This window comes from Curtobacterium sp. Leaf154 (assembly GCF_001424595.1).
GTDB classification, from domain to species: Bacteria; Actinomycetota; Actinomycetes; order Actinomycetales; family Microbacteriaceae; genus Curtobacterium; species Curtobacterium poinsettiae.
Genome location: NZ_LMOS01000006.1, coordinates 350077 through 369118, shown reverse-complemented (window position 1 = coordinate 369118; position 19042 = coordinate 350077). Strand labels below are relative to the sequence as shown.

19 protein-coding genes are annotated in these 19042 nt (G+C 71.5%); 14 read left to right on the top strand and 5 right to left on the bottom strand.

Features of this window, described 5'->3' with window-relative positions; all coding sequences use genetic code 11:
- Position 1 precedes the first annotated feature (1 nt).
- The 3 genes from kdpC to ASF75_RS13550 all read left to right on the top strand — a co-directional run bounded on the left by kdpC (position 2) and on the right by ASF75_RS13550 (position 3895).
- Positions 2 to 601 (top strand): K(+)-transporting ATPase subunit C, encoded by a 600-nt coding sequence (gene kdpC / locus ASF75_RS13560; RefSeq protein WP_017887943.1) that lies wholly within the window; start codon positions 2 to 4, stop codon positions 599 to 601.
- Positions 602 to 722: 121 nt separating this feature from the next.
- On the top strand, positions 723 to 3215 hold the full coding sequence (locus ASF75_RS13555; protein WP_017887944.1) for an ATP-binding protein: 2493 nt from the start codon (positions 723 to 725) through the stop codon (positions 3213 to 3215).
- A complete protein-coding gene (locus ASF75_RS13550) occupies positions 3212 to 3895 on the top strand; it encodes a response regulator (protein WP_017887945.1) in 684 nt (227 codons plus the stop codon). The genes ASF75_RS13555 and ASF75_RS13550 overlap by 4 nt, the downstream gene beginning before the upstream one ends.
- Before the next feature lie 30 nt (positions 3896 to 3925).
- On the opposite strand, the gene ASF75_RS13545 is transcribed toward ASF75_RS13550, so the two are convergent.
- Positions 3926 to 4771: a helix-turn-helix transcriptional regulator gene (locus ASF75_RS13545; RefSeq protein WP_056072121.1), complete on the bottom strand. Its 846-nt coding sequence runs from the start codon at positions 4769 to 4771 to the stop codon at positions 3926 to 3928.
- Positions 4772 to 4881: 110 nt separating this feature from the next.
- On the opposite strand from ASF75_RS13545, the gene hxlB reads away from it, so the two are divergent.
- From hxlB to ASF75_RS13525, 4 genes are all read left to right on the top strand, one after another.
- On the top strand, positions 4882 to 5445 hold the full coding sequence (hxlB, locus tag ASF75_RS13540; protein WP_056072118.1) for a 6-phospho-3-hexuloisomerase: 564 nt from the start codon (positions 4882 to 4884) through the stop codon (positions 5443 to 5445).
- Positions 5446 to 5456: 11 nt separating this feature from the next.
- Positions 5457 to 6083, top strand: a complete 627-nt coding sequence (gene hxlA / locus ASF75_RS13535; RefSeq protein WP_017887948.1) for a 3-hexulose-6-phosphate synthase — start codon at positions 5457 to 5459, stop codon at positions 6081 to 6083.
- Positions 6084 to 6245: 162 nt separating this feature from the next.
- Complete coding sequence (locus tag ASF75_RS13530) at positions 6246 to 6752, top strand: GNAT family N-acetyltransferase (protein WP_056072116.1); 507 nt, start codon at positions 6246 to 6248, stop codon at positions 6750 to 6752.
- The gene (locus ASF75_RS13525) at positions 6749 to 7471 is read left to right on the top strand and encodes an alpha/beta hydrolase (RefSeq protein ID WP_017887950.1); all 723 of its coding nucleotides are present in this window, start codon (positions 6749 to 6751) and stop codon (positions 7469 to 7471) included. The genes ASF75_RS13530 and ASF75_RS13525 overlap by 4 nt, the downstream gene beginning before the upstream one ends.
- Positions 7472 to 7542: 71 nt before the next feature.
- Here ASF75_RS13525 and ASF75_RS13520 read toward each other — a convergent pair whose 3' ends face one another.
- Positions 7543 to 8898 (bottom strand): APC family permease, encoded by a 1356-nt coding sequence (locus ASF75_RS13520; RefSeq protein ID WP_017887951.1) that lies wholly within the window; start codon positions 8896 to 8898, stop codon positions 7543 to 7545.
- Positions 8899 to 9099: 201 nt separating this feature from the next.
- On the opposite strand from ASF75_RS13520, the gene ASF75_RS13515 reads away from it, so the two are divergent.
- The 3 genes from ASF75_RS13515 (at position 9100) to ASF75_RS13505 (ending at position 13425) form a co-directional block, all read left to right on the top strand.
- Positions 9100 to 9885: an HAD family hydrolase gene (locus ASF75_RS13515; RefSeq protein WP_056072113.1), complete on the top strand. Its 786-nt coding sequence runs from the start codon at positions 9100 to 9102 to the stop codon at positions 9883 to 9885.
- Positions 9886 to 9958: 73 nt separating this feature from the next.
- Positions 9959 to 12469 carry a glycoside hydrolase family 65 protein gene (locus ASF75_RS13510; RefSeq protein ID WP_017887953.1) on the top strand — a complete coding sequence of 837 codons (2511 nt, stop codon included), beginning with the start codon at positions 9959 to 9961 and terminating at the stop codon, positions 12467 to 12469.
- 188 nt (positions 12470 to 12657) lie between these two features.
- On the top strand, positions 12658 to 13425 hold the full coding sequence (locus tag ASF75_RS13505; RefSeq protein WP_017887954.1) for an SDR family NAD(P)-dependent oxidoreductase: 768 nt from the start codon (positions 12658 to 12660) through the stop codon (positions 13423 to 13425).
- A gap of 107 nt (positions 13426 to 13532) precedes the next feature.
- Here the strand turns inward: ASF75_RS13505 and ASF75_RS13500 are convergent, their stop codons facing one another.
- Together ASF75_RS13500 and ASF75_RS13495 are read right to left on the bottom strand one after the other, a co-directional pair.
- Positions 13533 to 14048, bottom strand: coding sequence for a DUF1697 domain-containing protein (locus ASF75_RS13500; RefSeq protein WP_056072111.1), 516 nt, complete (start codon positions 14046 to 14048; stop codon positions 13533 to 13535).
- 26 nt (positions 14049 to 14074) lie between these two features.
- A complete protein-coding gene (locus tag ASF75_RS13495; protein WP_056072109.1) occupies positions 14075 to 14341 on the bottom strand; it encodes a hypothetical protein in 267 nt (88 codons plus the stop codon).
- Between the two features lie 133 nt (positions 14342 to 14474).
- Here ASF75_RS13495 and ASF75_RS13490 point away from each other — a divergent pair, with 133 nt between their 5' ends.
- Complete coding sequence (locus tag ASF75_RS13490; protein WP_017887957.1) at positions 14475 to 14927, top strand: hypothetical protein; 453 nt, start codon at positions 14475 to 14477, stop codon at positions 14925 to 14927.
- Between the two features lie 171 nt (positions 14928 to 15098).
- On the opposite strand, the gene ASF75_RS13485 is transcribed toward ASF75_RS13490, so the two are convergent.
- Positions 15099 to 16574 carry an NCS2 family permease gene (locus tag ASF75_RS13485; protein ID WP_042537544.1) on the bottom strand — a complete coding sequence of 492 codons (1476 nt, stop codon included), beginning with the start codon at positions 16572 to 16574 and terminating at the stop codon, positions 15099 to 15101.
- 157 nt (positions 16575 to 16731) lie between these two features.
- On the opposite strand from ASF75_RS13485, the gene folE reads away from it, so the two are divergent.
- The 3 genes from folE to ASF75_RS13470 are packed head-to-tail and all read left to right on the top strand — an operon-like array spanning position 16732 to position 19036.
- Positions 16732 to 17343: a GTP cyclohydrolase I gene (gene folE / locus ASF75_RS13480; RefSeq protein ID WP_042537542.1), complete on the top strand. Its 612-nt coding sequence runs from the start codon at positions 16732 to 16734 to the stop codon at positions 17341 to 17343.
- Positions 17340 to 18290, top strand: a complete 951-nt coding sequence (gene folP, locus ASF75_RS13475; protein ID WP_235517676.1) for a dihydropteroate synthase — start codon at positions 17340 to 17342, stop codon at positions 18288 to 18290. The genes folE and folP overlap by 4 nt, the downstream gene beginning before the upstream one ends.
- On the top strand, positions 18287 to 19036 hold the full coding sequence (locus ASF75_RS13470; RefSeq protein ID WP_235517675.1) for a pyrimidine reductase family protein: 750 nt from the start codon (positions 18287 to 18289) through the stop codon (positions 19034 to 19036). The genes folP and ASF75_RS13470 overlap by 4 nt, the downstream gene beginning before the upstream one ends.
- The last annotated feature ends 6 nt before the right edge of the window (positions 19037 to 19042 follow it).

Genomic DNA, 19042 nt, shown 5'->3' with positions numbered 1-19042 from the left:
CATGGCATCTGCACGTTCCACCTTCCGTTCCGCCGGTGTGGCGATCCGCCTCACCCTCGTCGCCACCGTCGTCCTCGGCGTCGGGTACCCGCTCGCCGTCTGGGGCGTCGGCCAGGCGGCGTTCCACGACCAGGCCAACGGCTCGATGGTCACGGACTCGTCCGGCAAGGTCGTCGGTTCCTCGTTGATCGGGCAGTCGTTCACCGGCAAGCAGGCCGACCGCTGGTTCCAGTCGCGGCCGTCCGCCGCCGGGGACGGCTACGACGCGGGGGCGTCCTCCGGCTCGAACCTCGGGCCGAACAACGCCGACCTGCTCAAGGCCGTCGAGGAGCGTCGTACCGCCCTGGCGAAGGCCGACGGGGTCCCCGCCGCACAGGTGCCGGCCGACGCCGTGACCGCCTCGGGCTCGGGGCTCGACCCGGACATCAGCCCGGAGTACGCACGCCAGCAGGTGGCGCGCGTGGCATCGGCACGGGGGTTGTCCGTCGCCACCGTGCGGCAGCTCGTGCAGTCGCACACCGAGTCGCGGCAGCTCGGGTTCCTCGGTGAGCCCGTGGTGAACGTGCTCGCGCTGAACCTGGCGCTGGCGAAGGCGTCCTGAGCGTGGGCGACCCCTCCGCAAGACACCGGTGCTCGCGCGTCGAACACCCGCAGACCGCGGTGCGACAGGTGAACACCGGTGTTTTGCGGAGACCGACCCCCGCACGCGAGAGGATGAGCACGTGAAGCGCGGGAAGCTGCGGGTCCTGCTCGGTGCAGCGCCCGGTGTCGGCAAGACCTACACGATGCTCGAAGAGGGGCGTCGGCTGCTCGACGAGGGTCGCGACGTGGTCGTCGCCGTCGTCGAGACGCACGAGCGCGCCGCCACCGCGGCCCTGGTGAACGGGCTCGAGGTGGTGCCCCGCCGCACCGTCTCGCACCGCGGAGTCGACCTGGACGACCTCGACCTCGACGCTGTCATCGCCCGGGCACCCGAGGTCGCGCTCGTCGACGAACTCGCCCACACGAACGCCCCCGGCAGCCCGAACGAGAAGCGCTGGCAGGACGTCGAAGCGCTGCGGGACGCCGGCATCGACGTCATCTCGACGGTCAACGTGCAGCACATGCAGTCCCTCGGCGACGTGGTCCGCGAGATCACCGGCACCGTGCAGCGCGAGACCGTCCCCGACGCCGTGGTGCGTGCGGCCGACCAGATCGAGGTCGTCGACCTGGCCCCGGCAGCGTTGCGCGAACGGCTCTCCGACGGGCTCGTGTACCCGGCGGCCCGGATCGACGCCGCGCTGTCGAACTACTTCCGCCTCGGCAACCTCACCGCCCTGCGCGAGATCGCCCTGCTCTGGCTCGCGGACGAGGTCGACGACGCGCTCAAGGCCTACCGCGCCGAGCACGGCATCGAACACCGCTGGGAGACCCGGGAGCGCGTGCTCGTCGCCCTGACCGGCGGCCCCGAGGGCGAGACCCTGCTGCGCCGCGGCGCCCGCATCGCCGCCCGCAGCGCCGGCGGCGAGCTCGCCGCCGTCCACGTGACCACGAACGACGGCCTGCGCGTGCGGCACCCCGGCGCGCTCGGCAAGCAGCGGACCCTGCTCGAGCAACTCGGTGGGACGTACCACCAGGTCGTCGGCGACGACGTACCGAGCACCCTGGTGCGGTTCGCACGGTCGATCGACGCCACCCAGATCGTGATCGGGGTCAGCCGCCGCAGCCGGCTCGCGGCCGCCATGACCGGTCCGGGCATCGGCAACACCGTCATCCGGGAGTCCGGCGACATCGACGTGCACGTCGTCACGCACGAGCGGGCCGGCGGCGGGATCACCCTGCCGAAGCTCGGGGGCAGTCTGTCCCGCGGACGCGTGATCGCCGGGTTCGTGCTGTCGGTCCTGGTCGGCCCGCTGCTCACCTGGGTGCTGTCGATCGGCAGCGACCCGGACGCCATCACCGTCGACGTGCTGGCGTACCAGCTGCTCGTGCTCGTCGTGGCGCTCGTGGGCGGGATGTGGCCGGCGGTGTTCGCAGCCGTGCTGTCCGGGCTGAGTCTCGACTACTTCTTCGTGCAACCCCTCTACATGGTGACGGTCCAGCAGCCGTGGCACCTGTTCGCGCTGGTCATGTACGTCATCAGCGCGGTGCTGGTCAGCTTCGTGGTCGACCGGTCCGCCCGCCGGTCACGTGCCGCCCGTCGGGCCTCGGCCGAGTCCGGGCTCCTGATGGGCATCGCCGGCAGTGTGCTCCGTGGTGACGACGCCCTGCAGGCGCTGCTCGACCGCACCCGTGAGGCCTTCGGCTTCGCCGGCGTCCGGATCCGCCAGGGCGACGAGGTGCCGGCGACCTCCGGCGAGTTCGGTGCGACGCCGGACGCGTCGACGACGCTCGCTTCCGGCGCCGTGCTCGAGTTCGCCGGCGCACCCGACGACCCGACCCAGCGCCGCCTGCTGCGGGTCGTCGAGCAGCAGCTCGACGCCGCCGTCGAGCATCGCGAGCTGACCCGCACGGCCGTCGGTGCTGAACGCATCGCCGCCGCCGACCGGGTTCGCAGCGCACTGCTCGCGGCCGTCGGCCACGACGTGCGCCGACCGATCGCAGCGGCCTCCGCCGCCGTGCAGACGCTGCGTGCGCCCGACATCGACCTGTCCGGACCCGACCGGGAGGCGCTGCTCGCGACCGCCGACGAGAGCCTCGGTCAGCTGGCGGTGCTGTTGGCAGACCTGTTGGACGTCAGCCGCGTGCAGGCCGGTGTCCTCGCGGTCACCCCGGCGTCGATCGCACTCGAGACGGTGGTCGCCCCCGCACTCGACGAGCTCGAGCTCGGCCCCGACGACGTCGACCTCGACCTGCCCGCCGACCTGCCGCCGGTGCTCGCCGACCCCGTCCTGCTGCAGCGCGTCGTCGTGAACCTGCTCGCCAACGCCGCCCGGTACGCCCCGGATGGCACCCACGTCCGGGTCGCCGCCAGCGCCTTCGCCGGCGTGGTCGAACTCCGCGTCGCCGACCACGGCCCCGGGATCCCCGCGGACCGCCGCGACGAGGTGTTCCAGCCGTTCCAGCGGCTCGGCGACACCGACAACGAGACCGGCCTCGGGCTCGGCCTGGCTCTGGCACGCGGGTTCACCGAGGGCATGGGCGGCACGATCGAGGTCGACGACACCCCGGGCGGTGGCCTCACCGTCGTGGTGCGGCTGCCGATCGCCGGGCACGTGGGAGTGGAGATCCGATGAAGGTCCTGATCGCTGACGACGACGCGCAGCTCGTCCGTGCGCTGTCGGTGACGCTCTCGGCGCGTGGGTACGACGTCGTCACGGCTCGGGACGGGCGCGAGGCGATCGACGCCGTCATCACCGAGCGCCCCGATCTGGTGCTCCTCGACCTCGGCATGCCCCGACTCGACGGCATCGGGGTGCTCGAGGGCGTCCGGGCCTGGTCGCAGGTGCCCGTCCTGGTGCTCTCCGGCCGGACCGACTCGTCGGACAAGGTCGACGCGCTCGACGCCGGCGCCGACGACTACGTGACGAAGCCGTTCCAGATGGACGAGCTCCTCGCCCGGCTGCGGGCACTCGGACGACGCCGGGTGGTGGCGACGGAGGAGACCCCGACGATCGCGATCGGACCGCTGCTCGTGGACCTCGTCGCGAAGCAGGTCACCCCGGCCGAGGGTCCGGCGATCCGCCTGACGCCCACCGAGTGGCGCCTGCTCGAGGTCCTGGTCACGAACCCCGACCGGCTGATGACCCGCGAGATGCTGTTGACCGAGGTCTGGGGGCCGACGCACGGCAACGACTCCGGGTACCTGCGCCTCTACATGGCCCAGCTGCGGCGGAAGCTCGAGCCCGACCCCGCGCACCCGCGCTTCCTGGTGACGGAGTCCGGCATGGGCTACCGCTTCGCCCCCGGGGCGTAGGAACCCGGTACGCGTCGCGGTCCCGTCGGTTCACGCCCGGGAGCTGAACGCCGCGAGCTCGGCCCGGGTCCGGGCGCCGTGCTTCCGGAGCAGGTTCGCCACGTGGTACTTCACGGTGTTGACACTGATGCCGAGCCCCTCGGCGATCTCCCGGTTGCCGACACCGGTCGCCACGAGCCGCAGCACGTCGCGCTCCCGCGGGGTCAGATCGCCGTCGTCGACCGCGTCCACCTCGGTCGGTCGCGGGTCGAGGGGCAGCGAGATGTCGAGCACGGACCCCCAGCCGGGCGTGCTCGCGACCTGCACCCGCCCGTCGAGCGTGACGACCCGCTCGGCGATCGGTCGCATGGCGTCGTCCTGCACGTCGAGCGTGCCGGAGCCGTCGTCGCGGAGCTGCATGAGCAGGTTCCGGCCGTCGCAGTCCCACTGGATGCGCACCCGCTTCGCCGCACCGTCGTCGACCAGGGCGAGCACCGCGGTCCGCACGATCGCCCGGGCAGCGTGGGCGACGTCACCGGGGAGCGCACGCCCGGTTGCCGGCGGCTCGACGAACTGCACGTCGAGGTCCCCGAAGCGCACGAGCGGCCGCAGGTCGGCGCGCAGCCGCGAGAACGCACCGGTGACCGGTTCGAGCAGGGTGCTCCGCTGCTGATCGGTCACGGTGCGCAGGTCGACGAGGGCGGCCGAGGCGATCTCGACGGCCTCGGCCCGGGCGGCCGCGTCGGTGACCCGCGACGACCGGAGCACGGCGAGGACGGACTCGAGGGTGAGGGCGTGCCGGTCCGCCTGCTCGGCGACGGTGCGGGCGTGCTCGGCGGCCGCGAGCCGGATGGCGGAGCCGCCCCGGGCCTCCAGGGTGTCGACCGATGCGTGCATGGAGGCGACCGTACCCGTCCCACCCGAGCGGACGGGCCCACCCGATGGGATGGGACCCCTGCCGGGGCGGGTAGCGGCGCGCAGGGTCCGCTGACGGAAGGATCGTCGTCATGGCAGCAACCACCGTCTCCGCAGCGCTCGACCTGGTCGTCCGCGAGGTCGGCGACCTGGCGGCCCGCCTCGACGACGCTCCCGCACAACGCGCACTCGACCTGATCGAGGGCGCCGACCGGGTGTTCGTCCACGGCGCCGGTCGCTCCGGCCTCGCCCTCCGCATGACCGCGATGCGTCTCATGCACCTGGGGCTCGACGCGCACGTCGTCGGCGAGGTCACCACCCCGGCCATCCGGCAGGGTGACCTGCTCCTCGTCGCGAGCGGTTCCGGGACGACCACCGGCATCGTGCAGGCCGCACGCACCGCGCACGAGGTCGGGGCATCCGTCGTGGCGCTCTCGACCACCGACGACTCCCCGCTCTCCGAGCTGGCGGACGTCACGATCGTGCTGCCCGCCGCGACGAAGACCGACCGCTCCGGCACCGCCTCGGCCCAGTACGCCGGTGGCCTCTTCGAACAGGCGGTCGCCCTGGTGGGCGACGCCGTGTTCCACGCCCTGTGGACCCGAGGCGGGCAGTCCGCCGACGACCTCTGGCCCCGTCACGCCAACCTCGAATGAAAGGCACACCCATGCAGCTCCAGTTCGCCATGGACACCCTGACCACCGAAGCCGCCCTCGAGCTCGCCGCCGCGGCCGCGCCGCACGTCGACGTCCTCGAGCTCGGCACGCCCCTGATCAAGAGCGCCGGCCTGTCCGCCGTCACCGCGATCAAGGAAGCGCACCCCGACAAGATCGTGTTCGCCGACCTCAAGACCATGGACGCCGGTGAGCTCGAGGCCGACATCGCCTTCTCGGCCGGTGCCGACCTGGTCACCGTCCTCGGTGTCGCCGGCGACTCGACGATCGTCGGCGCCGTCAAGGCCGCGAAGAAGCACGGCAAGGGCATCGTCGTCGACCTGATCGGCGTCTCCGACAAGGCCGCCCGCGCCCGCGAGGTCGTCGCACTCGGCGCCGAGTTCGTCGAGGTCCACGCCGGGCTCGACGAGCAGGCAGAAGAGGGCTTCACCTTCTCGACCCTGCTCGACGCCGGCAAGGACTCGGGCGTCCCGTTCTCGATCGCGGGCGGCGTGAACGCGTCCTCGGTCGCCTCGGTGCAGGATGCCGGTGCCCGCATCGCCGTCGCCGGCAGCGCGATCTACAGCGCCTCGGACGTCGGCGCAGCAGCCGCCGAGATCCGCGCCGCCATCAAGGCGTAGTCCCGGTCGCCCTTCCCGGGCGACGGCCGACGAGTGAGCAGAAGACGTCGGGTGCGACCACCGCACCCGACGTCTTCTGCGCACTGGATGCGGGACCCTGCCGGTCCCGCCCTGCCGGTCCCGCCCTGCCGGTCGCACCCCGCTCCGCGGTACCGTCGGGACGTGGGGATCGAACTGCGCCGCGTGACCGCCGACGACTGGGAAGCGTGGCGAACCGTGCGCCTCCGCGCCCTCGCCGACGCCCCGCACGCCTTCGGCTCGACGCTGCAGGACTGGGTGGACGCCCCCGAGCACCGGTGGCGCACCCGCCTGTCGATCCCGGGAGCGCTCGACCTGCTCGCGGTCGACACCGATGCCGACGGACCCGGCGCGGTCGTCGGGATGGCCAGCGGCGTCCCGCCCACCGACCCGGACGGCCCCGCGGAGCTCATCTCGATGTGGGTCGACCCGGCAGCGCGCGGCCGCGGCATCGCCCGTGCACTCATCGACGCGATCGCCACGTGGGCGGCTGCTTCCGGAGCCACCGAACTCGAACTCTCGGTGCTGCCCGACAACGCCGTCGCCCGTCGCGCCTACGAGCACGTCGGCTTCAGCGCCCGCGACGAACCCGGCGATCCGTTGCCGGACGGCCGGACCGAGGTCCTGATGCGCCGTACGGTGGCCACATGAACCGAGCGCTGCGCTGGACCACCTGGATCGTCGCCGTCGTCGTCCTGCTCGCGGTGGTGTTCCTCGTGTGGGCGCACATCGTCATGCAGGGCACGCGCAGTGCCGCCCTGCAGGTCTGGCGTGACGACCGGATCGCGGTGCGGGACGCCGGTGACTCGGTGGTGATGACCCCGACCGGCCAGGCCGACGGGGTCGGGATCGTGTTCATCCCCGGTGCGAAGGTGGATCCCTACGCCTACATGGCGACGTTCCGGCAGGTGGTCGCCAACGGCACGACGGTCGTCATCACGAAGCCGACGCTCAACCTGGCGTTCTTCGACACCCGGCCGCTCGCCACGTTCGAGGCCCACGCCCCCTCGGTCACGCGCTGGGCCGTCGGCGGGCACTCCCTCGGCGGGGTCCGTGCGTGCCAGCTCGCCCAGGATGCCGACGGTCTGCTGCTCTTCGGCAGCTACTGCGCGAACGACATCAGCCGCTCGTACATCGACGTGCTGAGCGTCTCCGGTTCGCGTGACGGCCTGTCGACGCCGGCCAAGGTCGACGCCGCGCGGGACAAGCTGCCGTCGACCGCCACCATGACCGAGATCCAGGGGTCGAACCACGCCGACTTCGGTGCCTACGGCGACCAGCCGGGCGACCGGACGGCGACCATCAGCCGTGCTGATGCCCGGCAGCAGATCTCGGACGCGGTCGAGGCCTGGGTGCGCGACCTGCGCTGACTCCGCGCGCCGACCGGCGGACGCACCACGGGCCTCCAGACGGTCTGCCTGGAGGCCCGTGGTGCGCGACGTCAGTGGATCACGCCCGCCTCGTGGTCGCGTCCGGAACGGCGCCCGGTGAACCGGGCGATGAAGTAGAGCACCACGCCGACGGCGAGCAGGATCGCGGCGTAGAGCCAGACCTGCCCGCTCTGCTGCGTGAGCAGCAGGACGCACGACAGCACCCCGAGCACCGGGACGAAGGTCCAGACCCGGAAGTGGTCGTGCTCGACGTGGTCGCGGCGGAGCACCAGGACGGCAACGTTCGTGCTGATGAACACGAAGAGCAGCAGGAGCACGACGGTCTCGGCCAGCACGCCCACGTCACCCACCAGGGTCAGGAGCATCGCGACGACCGTCGTGGCGACGATCGCGGTCCACGGGGTCTTCCGGTTCGGCAGGACCTTCGCGAGCAGGGCGGGCAGGAGCCGCTGCTCGGCCATGCCGTAGGTCACGCGGCTCGCCATGATCATCGTGAGCAGCGCGCCGTTCGCGACGGCGACCAGGGCGATGAGGCTGAAGACCCAGTCAGGGATCGGGACGCCGGTGGCGGAGACGACCGCGAGCAGCGGGCCGCTGGACTCGGACAGCTCGGACGCGGGCAGGGCGATCGCGCTGGCGAGGGCGACGAGGACGTAGACGACACCGGCCGTGGCGAGGGCGCCGAACAGGGCCTTCGGGTAGACGCGGCGGGGGTCGCGGACCTCTTCGGCGATGTTGGCGGACGTCTCGAAGCCGACGAACGAGTAGTAGGCGACGATCGCGGCGCTCAGCGTCGCCAGGGCCGGGTTCGCCTCGGACGGGAACGCGCCGATGCGCGAGACGTCGCCGCCGCCCCCGCCGATCATCACGGCCACGACGACGACCACGATGACGAGGCCGGAGACCTCGATGACCGTCATCACGACGTTGCTCCTGAGCGAGTCGGAGATGCCGCGGGCGTTCAGGCAGGCGATCAGGGCGAGGAAGACGATCGCGGTGGGCACCGGAGGCAGGTCGACGAAGGTGCCGAGGTAGTCGCCGGCGAAGGCGAGCGACAACCCGGCGGCGCTCGTGACACCGGCGGCGAGCATGCTGAAGCCGACCAGGAACGAGACGATCGGCGTCTTGTAGGCCCGTTCGGCGAAGACCGCGGCACCGCCCGCCTTCGGGTACTTCGTCACGAGTTCGGCGTACGACCCCGCGGTGAGCAGGGCCAGCAGGAGCGCGAGCACCAACGGTGCCCAGAGCGCTCCGCCGACGTCCTCCGCCAGGGTCCCCATCAACGCGTAGATGCCGGCGCCGAGCACGTCGCCCAGGATGAAGAGGAACAGCAGCGGGCCGGTGATCGCCTGGCGGAGCTTCGACTGCGAGCCGTCGTGGGGTGCGGCGGTGGTGTCGCTGGTCATGGAGTTGCCTTTCGTCCGGGTCAGCGTGCCGGGGTGTGTCTCGGAGGCTTCACAGGTGCGCCGCGGAGGGGGTTCCCCCTGCACAGTGCAGCCCCTGGTGAACTCTCTCCACAGCGTGCGGCGCGTCGGGACCCGGCACCTGGAGCGGTCCTAGACTCGTCGGGAGCCACACGTCCACCACCAGTCCCCGGAGGACCGCAGATGACGACGCAGGACCAGCGCACGCCCGCTCGACTCAGTGACCAGCGAGCGCTCCTGTTCGACCTCGACGGCGTGCTCACCCCCACCGCCGACGTGCACATGCGGGCCTGGAGCCGGCTCTTCACGCCGTACCTCGAAGCGCACGGGGTCGCGCCGTACACCGAGCAGGACTACTTCACGTACATCGACGGCAAGCCCCGGTACGACGGCGTGCGCTCGCTGCTCGAGTCGCGTGGCATCGACCTGCCGCAGGGCACCCCGGACGACGCGCCCGACACCGACACGGTGTGCGGACTCGGCAACCGGAAGAACGCGGAGTTCACGGCCGAGCTCGACGAGCACGGTGTCGAGCCCTACCCGGGCTCGCTGCGGTTCCTGACCGCCGCGATCGACGCCGGTCTGTCCGTCGCGGTCGTCTCGAGCTCGGCGAACGCCACCTCGGTGCTCCGGACCGCGGGCATCCTCGACCGGTTCCCGGTGGTCGTCGACGGGCTCGTCGCGCGCCAGGATGGCCTGACCGGCAAGCCGGCACCCGACACGTACCTCGACGCGGCAACCCGGTTCGGGCTCACCGCCGCCGAGTGCGTCGTGGTGGAAGACGCGACGAGCGGGGTCGAAGCCGGCCGCAACGGTTCGTTCGGTCTGGTCATCGGTGTCGACCGCGGCGCCGGGGCGGACGCCCTGCGCGAGCACGGTGCCGACGTCGTGGTGTCCGACCTCGCCGAACTCCTCGACGACCTGCCCGCACCGGTCGCCAGCACCAGCACCAGCACCAGCACGACGTAGGCCACCCGGCCGGGCGCTCCCTGCCTGCCCGCCGCACCGACGTACCCATCTCCCTCCCTTCCCACGGAGCAGCATGAACCCCATCACCTCGGACCCCCTCGACCGCGTCCGCTACCCGATCGACGAGTGGGCCCTCGTCGAGACCGAGTACACCCCCGACGAGCAGGGCGTCGCCGAGACGAACTTCGCCGTCGGCAACGGGTACCTCGGCCTGCGCGGCAACCTCGACGAAGGCCGTGGCGGCGTGCAGTACGGCACGTACGTCAACGGCTTCCACGAGACCTGGCCGATCCGGCACGCGGAAGACGCCTTCGGCTTCGCGAAGACCGGGCAGACGATCATCAACGCGCCCGACGCCAAGGTCATCCGCCTCTACGTCGACGACGAGCCCCTGGTGCTGGCCGAGGCCGACATCCTGCGGCACACGCGCCGGTTGGAGTTCCGTGGCGGGTACCTGTTCCGCGAGACCGAGTGGTCGACGCCGTCCGGCAAGCGGGTCCTCATCCGGTCGCGCCGGCTCGTGTCGTTCACCGACCGGCACCTCGCCGTCATCGACTACGAGGTCACCGTGCTCGACGCGGACGCCTCGATCCTGCTGTCCAGCCAGATCCTCAACCGCCAGGACGTGCAGGACGAGTACCACGCCGGCATGCGGGCCGCGGCGAACGCCTTCGACCCCCGCAAGGCCGAGTCGTTCACCGAGCGGGTGCTCGTGCCGAAGGTCAAGCGCAGCACCGGTGACCGTTCGGTCCTCGGGTACCAGGCGTCCAGCTCCGGCATGACGATCTGCGTCGGCGTCGAGCACCACATCGAGACCGAGAACAGCTGGGACGAGTCGTCGTCGATCGAGGACGACCTGGCGAAGCACGTCTACCGGGTGCAGGCCCGCGCCGGTCAGCCCATCCGCCTCGTGAAGCACGTGGTCTACCACACCTCGCGCGGCGTGCCCGTGCGTGAGCTTGCCGACCGATGCGAGCGCACGCTCGACCGCGCACACGCCGAGAACGTCGACGAGACCTTCGCGAAGCAGCGCGAGTGGCTCGACGACTACTGGGCACGCAGCGACGTCGAGATCACCGGCCAGCCCGCGATCCAGCAGGCCGTGCGGTGGAACCTCTTCCAGCTCGCGCAGGCCACGGCCCGCACCGACGGCCACGGCATCGCCGCGAAGGGCGTCACCGGCTCCGGCTACGGCGGCCACTACTTCTGGGACATGGAGATCTACGTCCTGCCGTTCCTGTCGTACACGGCGCCGATCGTTGCCCGGAACGCCCTGCGCTTCCGCTACAACATGCTCGACGCGGCACGGGCGCGAGCCCGCGAGCTGAACCAGCGCGGGGCGCTGTTCCCGTGGCGGACCATCAACGGCGAGGAGTCCAGCGCGTACTACGCCGCCGGCACCGCGCAGTACCACATCGACGCCGACATCGCCCATGCACTCATGCAGTACGTGCGGGCATCGGGCGACCGTGAGTTCCTGAAGCGCGGCGCCATCGACGTGCTCGTGGAGACCGCCCGACTCTGGGCCGACCTCGGGTTCTGGCGGTCCAACGGCGACAAGAAGTTCCACATCGACGGCGTGACCGGACCGGACGAGTACACGACCGTCGTCGACGACAACCTCTACACGAACGTGATGGCGCGGGCGAACCTGTGGTTCGCCGTCAACGCCTGCCGCGAGCTCGCCGCCGACGACGCCGAAGAGTACGACCGCATGGTGCGCCGGACCGGCCTGCGCCCCGACGAGCTCGTCGAGTGGGAGCACGCCGCCGAGTCGATGGAGATCCCCTTCGACCCGCACCGCGGCATCCACCCGCAGGACGCCCAGTTCCTCGACAAGGAACTCTGGGACCTCGAGAACACCCCCGACTCCAAGCGCCCGCTGCTGCTCCACTACCACCCGCTGGTGATCTACCGGTTCCAGGTGCTCAAGCAGGCCGACGTCGTGCTCGCACTGTTCCTGCAGGGGCACGAGTTCACGGCGGCCGAGAAGCGTCGCGACTTCGACTACTACGACGCACTCACCACCGGTGACTCCACGCTGTCGGCGGTCGTGCAGTCGATCATGGCGGCCGAGGTCGGGTACCACGACCTCGCCGACCAGTACTTCCAGACCGCGCTCTACGTCGACCTGGCGGACCTGCACGGCAACACCTCGGACGGCGTGCACATCGCGTCGACCGGTGGCATCTGGGGTGCGCTGGTCAACGGCTTCGGCGGCATGCGCGACCACGGTGGCCGGATGACCTTCAACCCGCGGCTGCCGAAGCACTGGGACCGTCTGTCCTACCGCCTGACGGTGCGCGGCTCGCGCGTGCGGATCGACCTGGAGCAGGACACCATGACGCTCACGGTCGAGACCGGTGCGGGCTTCACCGTGTGGGTGCACAACCAGCAGTGGGACATCGAGGCGGGGGAGCCCACCGTGGTGCCGCTGCCGCACCACGGGCCGCGGATGTCCGGGCACGCCCCGACCACGAGCGACATCCAGGGCACGCTGCGGGCGGACGGCTCGGTGATCACCGCGTCGATCCCGACGATCTCGCTCGAGCGCGACTTCGACCTGGACGAGACGACCGCCTGACACCGGTTCCTCCGCCCCGCGGTCACACGTCGCCCCGGTCCCGCCTCGCGGTGCCGGGGTGACGTGCACCGCGGGGTGCTCCCGGCACCTCCGAACGCGTTCAGTCGCCCCCGGGCACCGTGGTCTGCCGTGCCCTTCGGGTCGATGGCGTCTCCCCGGGCACGGTTCGTGCAACGAGAGGAGACATCATGGGCAACCGGTTCGAGGGCAAGGTCGCGATCGTCACGGGCGCGGGTTCGGGCATCGGCGCAGCGACGGCGCGCGCGTTCGTCGACGAGGGTGCGTCCGTCGTGCTGACCGACAGCGTCGAGGAGAAGGTCCGCACGGTGGGAGATTCCCTGCCGACCGACCGTGTCGTCTCCCTGCACGCCGACGTGGCGAGCCCGGAGGACTGGGAGACCGTCGTCTCCGCGGCGATCGACCGCTTCGACCGGCTCGACGTCCTGGTGAACAACGCCGGGACCTTCAGCTCGGGCGACATCACCGACATCAGCACGGCCGAGTGGCGCCGCGTCATCGAGACCGACCTGTCCGGGGTGTTCTACGGCACCCGGGCAGCGTTGCCGTTCCTGCGCGAGACGAAGGGTTCGATCGTCAACACGTCGTCGGTCTCCGGTGAGGACGCCGACTGGCGGATGAGCCCGTACAACGCGGCGAAGGGCGGCGTCACGAACTTCACGAAGGCGGCCGCGCTCGACAACGGGCAGTTCGGCGTCCGCGTGAACGCCGTCGCTCCGGGACTCATCTGGACCGACCTGACCCAGGAGCAGGCCGAGGACGAGGCCCTGCAGTCGAAGTTCGAGGAGCGGATCGCGCTCGGCCGTGGGGGTCGCTCCGCCGAGGTCGCCGAGGCGATCCTGTTCCTGGCCAGCGACGCTGCGTCGTTCATCACGGGCGCGGTCCTGCCGGTGGACGGCGGCACCATGGCGAGCAACGGGCAGCCTCCGCAGGCCTGAGCCTCCGCCGCGTCGGCGGAGATTCGGCCCGGCGGACACTTCGGGCGGTCAGGAACGCCCGGATCGTCCGCGGGAGCGAGTCTCGGCCCGCTTCGAGTGCACGAGCGTCACAGGAGCTTCCGCAGGGTGTTCGTGTTGCGGGTCGTCGTCGTGCGCTTGAAGCGTGCGGCGCCGGCCCGCTTGGCGAACACCGTGTCGGTGCTCGACCCCTTCGGGCACGACCAGTAGACGACGCCGTTCCCACGGGCGACCTGCTCGACCGCGTCGTCGAACTCGAGGTCGGCCACCAGGGCGTCGAGCGCTGCATCCTCGGACCCGAACACGACGTAGTCGTGCCGATCGTCGTCACGCGCGAAGGGGAACCCGTCGACGACAGCGGCGAGGGCGTCGTGCCGGACGAGCACGATCCAGGCGTCGTACCCGAACCGGTCGCGCAGCCCCTGCTCGATCGACGTCTTGAGCCGTCCGGCGGGCACGTCGGCTGCGAACACGACGTTGCCCGAGGCGAGCACGGTGCGGACGTCGTCGAACCCGAGCCCCCGGAAGAGTTCCGCGAGTTCGGCGCTGCGGATCGTGATGCCGTTCACGTTGACCCCGCGCAGCAGCGCCACCCACCTGTCCATGTCCGGACGCTAGCGGTCCGAGCCGTTCACGTCCACGTCCGGGCCACGCCCCAACCGGAGCCCTGCGGGACGATGTCGACCACCAGCGCCTCACCGTCGTCGTCGCTGGTCGCCTGGAACCGCCAGCCCACGGTGCGCTCGGGTGCGTGCGTGATCGCGGTCGGCAGTTCGGCGCGCGTCACGGTCAGCCGCGTGGGGGTGTCGCTCACCCGCCAACGCCGTCCGGCCCACACCAGCCGGGTCGGCGTGCCCTCGGCCCACCACACCGTGGCGGCCGTTTCGGTGATCATCATCGGGTCTCCTCGTTCGAACGTGTGTTCGAATGGTAGGTGTCGACCTCCGACGTCGCAACCACCGGCAGTGGACCTCGGCGGGTCGTGGACGAACCCCTCGAACGACGCAGCAACCCTCGTGTAGACGGGACCCATGACGAACGACGCACAAGGCCCCGACGCACAGCACCAGGTTCCCGAGGGGGTGTCCGAGGCCACGGTCGAGGCGCTCGGCAGCCTGTCCGCGGCGGTCGAGGTCATCGAGCACGCCCGTGGCCTGCTCTACGGGTTCCACCGCCTGACCGGCACCGCCGACCTGAACCTCGGTGAAGCGGTCGAGCAGCTCCGGAAGGCCGGGCACACCGAACTCGCCGAGCGCATCGACACCGAACTCGTGGGCCGCAACGTCATCGCGGGCCGCTGGACGTTCCAGATCGTCGAGGACTACGACGACGGCTACTACGCCCTCGCCAAGGAGCTCGAGCGCACCGCGCGGGACGAGCTCGTGCAGGGCCGCCGCCACCTGTTCGAGGCGGGCATGAAGGAAGACCGACGCACCCAGGACCAGCGCCACCACGAGGCGACGCCGAGCGACCTGCCGGATTGAGCACGGGCCTCCAGGCCGACGCGGCCGACGCCGCCGACGCGGCCGACGGAAGACGCCGGCGTCATCCGGACACGGCCCGGAAACGTCGAGACGCCGCCGGATTCGGCGGCGTCCCGATGACACGACGGCGTCTTGCGCCGGACCCCGATCAGCAAGGCCCCGCAGCAAGCCTCAACCGACGCCGAGCATCGTCTCCAGCGGCCCCCGCGCGAAGTACAGCAGGAAGCCCGCGGCGACGACGTAGAGCAGCCACGAGACCTCGCGGCCACGGCCGGACAGCAGCTTGATGAGCACCCAGCTGATGAAGCCGGCGCCGATGCCGTTCGCGATCGAGTAGGTCAGCGGCATGACGACGATCGTCAGGAAGGCGGGCAGGGCCGAGCCGAAGTCCGACCACGAGATGTCCGCGACCTGCGCGACCATGAGCGCACCGACGACGACGAGCCCGGCGGCGGCGACCTCGAGCGGGACGACCTGGGTGAGCGGCGTCAGGAACATCGACGCCAGGAACAGCAGCCCGGTGACGACCGAGGCCATGCCCGTGCGGGCACCCTCGCCGATGCCGGAGGCCGAGTCGATGAAGACGGTGTTCGACGACACCGACGCGCCACCACCGGCGATCGCGCCGACGCCCTCGACGACGAGCGCCGACTTCAGGCGGGGGAACGTGCCGTCCGGCTTCGCGACACCGGCGGCCTTGGCCAGCCCCGTCATGGTGCCCATCGCGTCGAAGAAGTTCGTGAACACGAGGGTGAAGACGAGCATCGACGCGGCGAGCGGGCCGATGCGGGTGAAGGCGCCGACGACGTCGGCGTGGCCGACGAGCGACAGGTCCGGCACGGCGAACAGTGCGCTCGGCAGACCGGGGGCGTTGAGGTTCCAGCCGGTCTTCGAGTCGACCGAGGTCGGCACCTGGAAGATCGCCTGCAGGATGATCGCGATGATCGTGGTCGCGACGATGCCGATGAGCAGCGCACCCTTGACCCGGCGGGCCATGAGCGTGCCGATGATGATCAGGCCGATCAGGAACACGACGGTCGGCAGCGCCCCGACGGAGCCGTCCTCACCGAGCTGCAGCGGCGGCGACGGGTTCCCGGAGGACCGCACGAAGCCGGAGTCGACGAGCCCGATGAACGCGATGAACAGGCCGATGCCGACCGTGATCGCGGCTTTCAGCTGAGCCGGGACGGCGGTGAAGATCATCGTCCGGATGCCCGTCAACGCGAGGATCACGATGATCACGCCGTTGATGACGACCAGGCCCATCGCCTCGGCCCAGGTGACCTGGTGCACGACGCTGACGGCGAGGAACGAGTTGATCCCGAGCCCCGCGGCGATGCCGAACGGCAGGTTCGCGATGATGCCCATCGCGATGGTCATGACGCCGGCGACGAGGCCGGTCGCCGCCGCCACCTGAGCGTTCTCGAGCCACCCGCCGTTGACGTCCTTCGCGGCCTGGTCGGCGCTGAACCCACCGAGGATGAGGGGGTTCAGGATCACGATGTAGGCCATCGTGACGAACGAGACGAGGCCACCGCGGACCTCGCGGGGGATCGACGATCCGCGTTGCGTGATGGAGAAGAATCGATCGAGGCCGGTCGCGAAGCGGTTCCGGGGCGTGGTGTCGGTCTGCGGGGCGCTCACCACGAGAGTTTAAAGGACGCTGGGTTTCGGGCGTGTCACACCGGTCTCACAGGTTCCGGCGGCCGGGAGGCCCGTCCCACGCGGGTCGCGCACGTCGCGCTGGGCGTATGCCCGCGTTCTCCGGCCAGGGCTGGTGTTGGATGAGCGGGTGACGTCACACATGGACCGCGCCCGTGTGGAGGCCGCCGTCCGCGAGCTGCTGCTCGCCATCGGCGAGGACCCCGACCGCCCGGAACTCACCCGCACCCCCGCCCGGGTCGCCGACTCGTACTCCGAGTTCTTCTCCGGGATCGGCACCGATGCGGTCGCGATCGCCCGGGACGGCACCGTGCACGCCGAGGACGGCGAACGCGGTCGGCTCGTCATCGTCCGCGACGTGAAGTTCCGATCCGTCTGCGAGCACCACCTGCTGCCGTTCCTCGGGGTCGCGCACCTGGCGTACGCCCCGGGGGAACGGCTCATCGGCCTCGGCACGCTGGCACGGGTGCTCGACGCGGTGGCCTCCCGCCCGCAGCTGCAGGAGCGGCTCGGCGAACAGGTCACCGCGACCATCGCCGAGGGCCTCGGCGCCGAGGGTGTCCTGGTGGTCCTCGACGCGCAGCACCAGTGCGTGACGACGCGTGGAGAGCGCCAGACCGGTTCGACGACGGTGACGGTCGCGGCGACCGGCTCGCTGGCCGACACCGCGGGACGGGCCGAGGCGATCGCGCTCATCGGCGCGGGGCGTGGGACCGATGCCGCGGGTGCGGCGACTGCCGAGGCGGGCGCATGACCGGCCTCCCGCACGTCTCGGGCGAACACGCCGCGGGCGGACCCGACGCGGCCGGACCCGGCTGGGTCGTGCCGGACCTGCGGCACCCGGTCCGGACGTTCGGACGCCGCACCATCGACTTCGACCACCGCATCGCCGTGATGGCGATCGTGAACCGCACCCCGGACTCGTTCCACGACCGCGGCGCCACCTTCGAACTCGACCGGGCCGTCGCCGCCTCGGTCCGCGCAGCCGAGCAGGGTGCCGACTGGGTCGACATCGGCGGCGTGAAGTTCGCACCCGGCCCGGAGCTGCCCGCGTCCGACGAGATCGACCGGGTCGTCCCCGTCGTCGAGCAGCTCGCCCAGCAGTCCGACGTCGTCATCAGCGTCGACACCTTCCGACCCGAGGTCGCCGCGGCGGCGATCGCAGCCGGCGCGACCGTCGTCAACGACACCACCGGCCTGTCCGACCCGCGGATGGCCGCCGTGGTCGCCGACTCCGAGGCCACCGTCGTCATCACGCACTCGCTCGCCGAACCCCGTCGTCCCCTGCCGGCCCCACCGCAGTACGCCGACATCGCGGGCGAGGTCGTCGCGTTCCTGCGCGAACGGGTCGACCGGGCGCTCGCCGCGGGCATCCCGGAGTCGCGGATCATCGTCGACCCGGGCCACGACCTGCACAAGAACACCGTGCACACCCTCGAGATCACCCGGCGCCTGCCCGAGGTCGTCGCCCTCGGCTACCCGGTGCTCGCAGCAGTGTCGAACAAGGACTTCGTCGGGGAGTCGCTCGGCCGCCCCCGCGGGGAACGGCTCTCCGGATCGCTCGCCGTCGCGACCGTGAGCGCGATGCTCGGCGCCCGGATCGTCCGCATGCACGACGTCGCCGAGAGCGTCGACGCGATGCGCATGGTCGAGGCCACCCTCGGATGGCGCACCCCCGTGGAATCGAGGCACAACACGTGACCGTCCTGCCCCCGTCGATCGCGGACCTGTCCGACGACGACCTGCTCGAGCTCTACACCGCCGACGTCGGGGACCCCTGGCTCCGGGTGAACTTCGTCGCGACGCTGGACGGCTCGGCCTCGGCCGCCGGCGTGTCCGGGTCGCTCGGCGGCGACGACGATCTGCGGGTCTTCGACCTGCTCCGCCGCGTGGCCGACGTCGTGCTCGTCGCCGCCGGCACCGTCCGTGACGAGGGCTACGGACCGATGGTCCTGCACGACGCCGACGTCGCTTGGCGTCGGGCCCACGGCATGCCGGACCACCCCGTGTTCGCGATCGTCACCGGGTCGCTGTCGCTCGACCCGGCGTCGCGGGTGTTCACCGAGGCACCGGTGCGGCCGATCGTCCTGACCTCGGCGACGGCGGCTGCCTCGGCGACGGCCCGGGTGCTCGCCGAGGTGGCCGACGTCGTGTCCTGCAGCGCGGACGACGACCCCGACTCGGTGGACGCCGGACGGATCCGCGGTCTGCTGGCCGATCGTGGCCTCGGGACGATCCACTGCGAGGGTGGTCCGTCGTTCCTCGGGGCGCTCGTCGCCGCGGACGCCGTCGACGAGCTGACCCTGACGATCGACCCGTCGCTCGAGGGCGGGGAGGGGCCGCGCATCGCCCGCGGGTCGTCCCCGGAGCTCCGGCGGATGCGACCGGCGCACGTGCTGCTCGGCGCCGGCGACGTGCTGCTCACGCGGTACGTCCGGGCGCGCTGACCCCCT

Bases quoted from the DNA above. Each gene is read 5' to 3' on its own strand.
- kdpC (WP_017887943.1), top strand. From the start codon at position 2: ATGGCATCTGCACGTTCCACCTTCCGTTCCGCCGGTGTGGCGATCCGC.
- ASF75_RS13550 (WP_017887945.1), top strand. From the start codon at position 3,212: ATGAAGGTCCTGATCGCTGACGACGACGCGCAGCTCGTCCGTGCGCTG.
- ASF75_RS13545 (WP_056072121.1), bottom strand. From the start codon at position 4,771: ATGCACGCATCGGTCGACACCCTGGAGGCCCGGGGCGGCTCCGCCATC.
- hxlB (WP_056072118.1), top strand. From the start codon at position 4,882: ATGGCAGCAACCACCGTCTCCGCAGCGCTCGACCTGGTCGTCCGCGAG.
- hxlA (WP_017887948.1), top strand. From the start codon at position 5,457: ATGCAGCTCCAGTTCGCCATGGACACCCTGACCACCGAAGCCGCCCTC.
- ASF75_RS13525 (WP_017887950.1), top strand. From the start codon at position 6,749: ATGAACCGAGCGCTGCGCTGGACCACCTGGATCGTCGCCGTCGTCGTC.
- ASF75_RS13520 (WP_017887951.1), bottom strand. From the start codon at position 8,898: ATGACCAGCGACACCACCGCCGCACCCCACGACGGCTCGCAGTCGAAG.
- ASF75_RS13515 (WP_056072113.1), top strand. From the start codon at position 9,100: ATGACGACGCAGGACCAGCGCACGCCCGCTCGACTCAGTGACCAGCGA.
- ASF75_RS13510 (WP_017887953.1), top strand. From the start codon at position 9,959: ATGAACCCCATCACCTCGGACCCCCTCGACCGCGTCCGCTACCCGATC.
- ASF75_RS13505 (WP_017887954.1), top strand. From the start codon at position 12,658: ATGGGCAACCGGTTCGAGGGCAAGGTCGCGATCGTCACGGGCGCGGGT.
- ASF75_RS13500 (WP_056072111.1), bottom strand. From the start codon at position 14,048: ATGGACAGGTGGGTGGCGCTGCTGCGCGGGGTCAACGTGAACGGCATC.
- ASF75_RS13495 (WP_056072109.1), bottom strand. From the start codon at position 14,341: ATGATGATCACCGAAACGGCCGCCACGGTGTGGTGGGCCGAGGGCACG.
- ASF75_RS13490 (WP_017887957.1), top strand. From the start codon at position 14,475: ATGACGAACGACGCACAAGGCCCCGACGCACAGCACCAGGTTCCCGAG.
- folE (WP_042537542.1), top strand. From the start codon at position 16,732: ATGGACCGCGCCCGTGTGGAGGCCGCCGTCCGCGAGCTGCTGCTCGCC.
- folP (WP_235517676.1), top strand. From the start codon at position 17,340: ATGACCGGCCTCCCGCACGTCTCGGGCGAACACGCCGCGGGCGGACCC.